We start from the raw sequence: 5,589 nt of genomic DNA, 5'->3' as shown, positions 1-5,589 counted from the left end.
ACCGGGGAGCGCGCGCCGAGCGCGAGGCCCGCGCCCGCGCGGAGCAGCGGCGTGCCCGGATGCGCCATGAGGCCGCCGTCGCCTCCGCCGTCGCGGCCGGAGCCCGTCAACTGCTGGCCCATGCCGAGGTCTCGCTCGTACGCGCTGAGGCCGAGCGGGTGGCGGCCGAGGCGGCGAAGGCCGAACGGGAGCGGGATCTCGCCGCGGCCCGCACCCGGGGCCGCGACCTCACGGCCGAACTGGACAAGCTCACCGACTCCGTCCACCGGGGCGAGGTCCTCGGCGCCGAGAAGCGGCTGCGCATCGAGCAGCTGGAGTCCAAGGCGCTGGAGGAGCTGGGCGTGGAGCCCGCCGCGCTGATCTCCGAGTACGGCCCGGATCAGCTCGTACCGCCCTCCCCGCCCGCCGAGGGCGAGGAACTGCCCGATGACCCGGAGCACCCGCGTAACCGGCCCAGACAGTTTCACCGCGCCGAACAGGAGAAGCGCCTCAAGGCGGCCGAACGGGCGTACCAGCAGCTCGGAAAGGTGAATCCGCTCGCCCTGGAGGAGTTCTCGGCGCTGGAGGAGCGCCATCAGTTCCTCTCGGAGCAGCTCGAAGACCTGAAGAAGACCCGGGCAGACCTTCTCCAGGTGGTGAAGGAGGTGGACGAACGCGTCGAACAGGTCTTCACGGAGGCGTACCGCGACACCGCCCGTGAGTTCGAGGGAGTCTTCTCACGGCTGTTCCCGGGCGGCGACGGCCGGCTGATCCTGACCGACCCCGACAATATGCTCACCACGGGCGTGGACGTCGAGGCCAGGCCGCCCGGCAAGAAGGTCAAGCGGCTCTCCCTGCTCTCCGGGGGCGAGCGGTCCCTGACGGCCGTCGCCATGCTGGTGTCGATCTTCAAGGCGCGGCCGAGTCCGTTCTATGTGATGGACGAGGTCGAGGCCGCCCTCGACGACACCAACCTCCAGCGGCTCATCCGGATCATGCAGGAGCTGCAGGAGTCCTCCCAGCTCATCGTGATCACCCATCAGAAGCGGACGATGGAGGTCGCGGACGCGCTGTACGGAGTCTCCATGCAGGGCGACGGCGTCTCGAAGGTCATCAGCCAGCGCCTGCGCTGACCCCGGGCCACGCCACTGCACCCCCGGGCCGGACCGCGCCACCGCGCCCCGTACCCCTGCGTGCGTCAACCCGACAGCCCAAGCCGAGTGGTGGGCGCCGGGAAGCTGTGACCCACTGGAAGGGCCCGCCCCTGCCCCGGCAGGCGCTGTCGGACGGCCGCGGGAGTACCGGAGCAAGTACCCGGGAGTACCGGAGCAAGTACCGGAGTAACGGCCTCAGGAGTACATGTGACCAGCACGTCGCAGCCGCCACCGGTACCGGGGGCCCGCGAGGCTCACCCCGAGCATCTCGGGCATGTCATCTTCATCACGGCGTCCGCCGCCATGGGCGGCTTTCTCTTCGGCTACGACAGCTCGGTCATCAACGGCGCCGTCGAGGCCATCCGCGACCGCTACGGCATCGGCTCGGGGCAGCTGGCACAGGTCATCGCCATCGCCCTGATCGGCTGTGCGGTCGGCGCCGCCACCGCGGGCCGGATCGCCGACCGTATCGGCCGTATCGCCTGTATGCGGATCGCTGCCGTCCTCTTCACCGCCAGCGCGGTCGGCTCGGCCCTGCCGTTCGCGCTCTGGGACCTCGCCATGTGGCGCATCATCGGCGGCTTCGCGATCGGGATGGCGTCCGTCATCGGCCCGGCGTATATCGCCGAGGTCTCCCCGCCCGCCTACCGGGGGCGGCTCGCCTCCTTCCAGCAGGCGGCGATCGTGATCGGCATCGCCGTCTCCCAGCTGGTGAACTTCGGCATCCTCCAGGTCGCCGACGGCGAGCAGCGCGGCGAGATCGGCGGCCTGGAGGCATGGCAGTGGATGCTCGGTGTGATGGTCCTGCCGGCGATGCTGTACGGGCTGCTCTCGTTCGCGATCCCCGAGTCGCCCCGGTATCTGATCTCCGTGGGAAAGACCGAGCGGGCGCGCAGGGTCCTCGCCGAGGTCGAGGGCACCCACGTCGACCTCGACGCCCGCGTCGCCGAGATCGACCACGCGATGCGCCGCGAGCACAAGTCGACGTTCAGGGATCTGCTCGGCCCCGGCTTCGGCTTTCTGCCCATCGTCTGGATCGGCATCGGGCTCTCGCTCTTCCAGCAACTCGTCGGCATCAATGTGGTGTTCTACTACTCATCGACGCTCTGGCAGTCCGTCGGCATCGACCCGACCAGCTCGTTCTTCTACTCGTTCACCTCGTCCATCGTGAACATCATCGGCACCGCGATCGCGATCGTCCTGGTCGACCGGATCGGCCGCAGACCGCTGGCCCTCATCGGGTCGACCGGGATGGCGATCGCCCTGGGGTTCGAGGCATGGGCCTTCTCCGCCGGTCTGGTCGACGGCAAACTGCCCAGCACCCAGGGCACGGTGGCGCTGGTCGCCGCCCATGTGTTCGTCCTCTTCTTCGCCCTCTCCTGGGGTGTGGTGGTCTGGGTCCTCCTCGGCGAGATGTTCCCGAACCGGATCAGGGCGGCGGCACTCGGCGTCGCCGCGTCCGCGCAGTGGATCGCCAACTGGGCCATCACCGCGAGCTTCCCGAGCCTCGCGGACTGGAATCTCTCGGCCACGTACATCATCTACACGGCCTTCGCCGTGCTCTCGATCCCGTTCGTGCTCCTCTTCGTCAAGGAGACCAAGGGCAAGGCGCTGGAGGAGATGGGCTGAGGGGGGGCGCCCAGCCCGCGAGCCGGGGCAGCACGTCCTCACGTCCCCCTTCGCGGGCCGGGAGCCCGGCGAAGGGGGACGGTAGCTGACGTATCGTCAAACGGGAAGGGCCTGCCGGACGACGTCGCGGGCCGGGCGGGCCTTTCGCGGCACGCCCTAGAACTCGTCCGCCGTGTGCGGCAGCAGCTCCGTGCGGGCCGCCGCGTCGAGCAGTGCGGCCGCGCCCGGCGTGTGCTCGGTGACCAGTCCCGCCCGTACCAGCTCGGCCATGCCGATGTCCCCGAGATACCCGGCGGCCAGCTCCCGTACGTCCAGGGTCAGATCGGCCGTCCGCCCGGACTCCTCGGCGCCCTCGATACGGGTCACCCGGGCCCGGTGGCCGCCGTCGGCCGGCTCCGTGACGAGCCGGTACCGCCCCGCGTTGGCGGGCACCCCCGGGTCGGTCACCTCCAGTACCAGATCCAGCGGCGCGGACCAGGTCCGGCCCGTCAGCGCGGCGGCCACGTCGACCACCCGCAGCCAGAGCGCCGGGAACTCCTGGGTGACCCGCACCTGGTCCCGGTCGCCCGCCAGCCGCAGCAGCGGATCGTCCAGTGGACGGCCCCAGGCCCGCACCTTGTCGACCAGGTCGACCGAGGCCGCGTAGCGCCACAGCGCGGCGGCGACGGCCGGAGTGTCGGCCTCCAGCTCACCGATGTGCAGTACGCCCCGGCCCTCGTCGTCCGACAGTGTCCGGTACACGACATACCCGGCGGGCGGTTCGCCCGGATCGCCGATGGTCACGATCCGGGGCGCGCTCAGCTCGTCGTTCTCCTCGTCGGCCGTCGGCAGGACGACCGTCCGCCACCAGTAGTCGTCCCTGGCCACCCGGCCCGCGCGCGCCGCCCGCGCCGCCGAGTGCCGGTCGCCGATCAGCGCCGGGGCGTCGGCGGGCGGGACCAGCCGCAGGGGCCGCTCGTCGGGAGCGATCCGCAGATTCAGCGGGAGATCCGTAGTGATCTCCACCGTGTACGAACGGGTCGCCGGTTCGAAGCCGAACCGGCCGTAGATGGCCGCCTCCGACACCCAGAGCGCGGCGAGCGGCTGCCCCGCCGCCGCACACCGGCGCCACAGTTCGGCGATCATTCCGCTGAGCACTCCTCGGCGGCGGTGGGTCGGCGCCACCGAAACGAAGGTCACACCCGCGCAGGGCAGCTCCCCGCCGGGCACCGACAGCTTCAGGGCGTGGGCGGCGAGCAGCCCGACGAGCTGATCCCCCTCGTACGCCCCGACGAGTTCGCACCGCGCCAGCCGGTCACGATGCAGCTTGCGGGTCTCGTCCTCGCCGTCCTTGTCCAGGAAGACGAGATAGTGCAGGTCCAGGGCGCGGTCCAGATGCGCCTCCGGGATGGTTCGGTATTCAAGGGCGGTCATATACGGGACGGTAGCCCGGGGCGCGGAGGGCGTCATCCGGGTTTGCCCGGGGCCGCCGCGGCAGGGGCGGGGGCGTGCCCCGTGGCCGTGGCGGAGGTGTGACCGATACTGGGGGCGTTATGGAAATCGTCATCCTTGCCGTAGTCATCGCCCTGGTCGCCGTCGGCGCGATCAGCGGGCTCGTGATCGGCAGCCGCAAGAAGAAGCGGCTGCCGCCATCGGCCCCGTCGTCCGCGCCGACCATCACCGCTCCGCCCGCAGAGCCGCATGTCGGCGACGAGGCGGAGACACCGCGGGACGAACCCCGCCGCACCATCGAGGAGGTCGACCTCCCGTCCGCCGAGGACGCCACCGGCGCCCCGGTCGCCGTCGAGGACCCGGTCGTCGCGCCCCCGGCGGCCCCCGAGATCGAGATCCCGGAGCCGACCGAGGGCCGGCTCGTCCGGCTGCGCGCCCGTCTGGCCCGCTCACAGAACACGCTCGGCAAGGGGCTCCTCACCCTGCTGTCGCGCGAGCACCTCGACGACGACACCTGGGACGAGATCGAGGAGACCCTGCTCACCGCGGACGTCGGCGTCACACCGACCCAGGAGCTGGTGGAGCGGCTGCGCGAGCGGGTGCGGGTGCTCGGCACCCGTACGCCGGAGCAGCTCAGGTCCCTGCTCCGCGAAGAGCTGCTGACGCTCGTCGGGACCGACTTCGACCGCGCGGTGAAGACCGAGAGCGGTCTGGACACCCCGGGCGTCGTGATGGTCGTCGGGGTCAACGGCACCGGGAAGACCACCACCACCGGCAAGCTCGCCCGGGTCCTCGTCGCGGACGGCCGCTCGGTCGTCCTGGGCGCGGCGGACACCTTCCGCGCCGCCGCCGCCGACCAGCTCCAGACCTGGGGCGAGCGCGTCGGCGCGCGTACGGTGCGCGGGCCGGAGGGCGGCGACCCGGCGTCGATCGCCTTCGACGCGGTGAAGGAGGGCATCGCCGAGGGCGCGGATGTCGTCCTGATCGACACGGCGGGCCGGCTGCACACCAAGACCGGGCTGATGGACGAGCTGGGGAAGGTCAAGCGGGTCGTCGAGAAGCACGGTCCGCTGGACGAGATCCTGCTCGTCCTGGACGCCACCACCGGTCAGAACGGTCTGGTGCAGGCCCGGGTCTTCGCGGAGGTCGTGGACATCACCGGCATCGTCCTCACCAAGCTGGACGGCACCGCCAAGGGCGGCATCGTCGTCGCGGTCCAGCGGGAGCTGGGCGTACCGGTCAAGCTGGTCGGCCTCGGCGAGGGCGCGGACGATCTCGCGCCGTTCGAGCCGGAGGCGTTCGTCGACGCCCTGATCGGCGACTGAACTCCTCTTCCGGCTTTCCGGCGGCTTTCCGGCTTTCCGTCTTCCGGCTTGTCCGGCGGACCCACCCGAGG

The 5,589-nt window shown here is 71.3% G+C and carries 4 protein-coding genes; 3 read left to right on the top strand and 1 reads right to left on the bottom strand.

Translation table 11 applies throughout. The features are described from left to right. Nucleotides 1–1,112, top strand: a 1,112-nt coding sequence (locus ACWF94_RS31765) for an AAA family ATPase (protein ID WP_453496320.1), incomplete at its 5' end; no start/stop codon positions are given. 228 nt (nt 1,113–1,340) lie between these two features. Beyond that, nucleotides 1,341–2,762 carry a sugar porter family MFS transporter gene (locus tag ACWF94_RS31760; protein WP_453496316.1) on the top strand — a complete coding sequence of 474 codons (1,422 nt, stop codon included), beginning with the start codon at nt 1,341–1,343 and terminating at the stop codon, nt 2,760–2,762. Nucleotides 2,763–2,918: 156 nt separating this feature from the next. Here the strand turns inward: ACWF94_RS31760 and ACWF94_RS31755 are convergent, their stop codons facing one another. Further along, nucleotides 2,919–4,175, bottom strand: a complete 1,257-nt coding sequence (locus ACWF94_RS31755; RefSeq protein WP_453496313.1) for a GNAT family N-acetyltransferase — start codon at nt 4,173–4,175, stop codon at nt 2,919–2,921. A 119-nt stretch (nt 4,176–4,294) separates the two neighbouring features. On the opposite strand from ACWF94_RS31755, the gene ftsY reads away from it, so the two are divergent. Then, complete coding sequence (gene ftsY, locus ACWF94_RS31750; protein ID WP_453496310.1) at nt 4,295–5,518, top strand: signal recognition particle-docking protein FtsY; 1,224 nt, start codon at nt 4,295–4,297, stop codon at nt 5,516–5,518. Nucleotides 5,519–5,589: the final 71 nt, after the last annotated feature.

Source organism: Streptomyces sp. NPDC055078 (assembly GCF_053607985.1).
The sequence above is the reverse complement of the archived record's forward strand: the minus strand, read 5'-3'. Positions and strand labels throughout refer to the sequence as shown.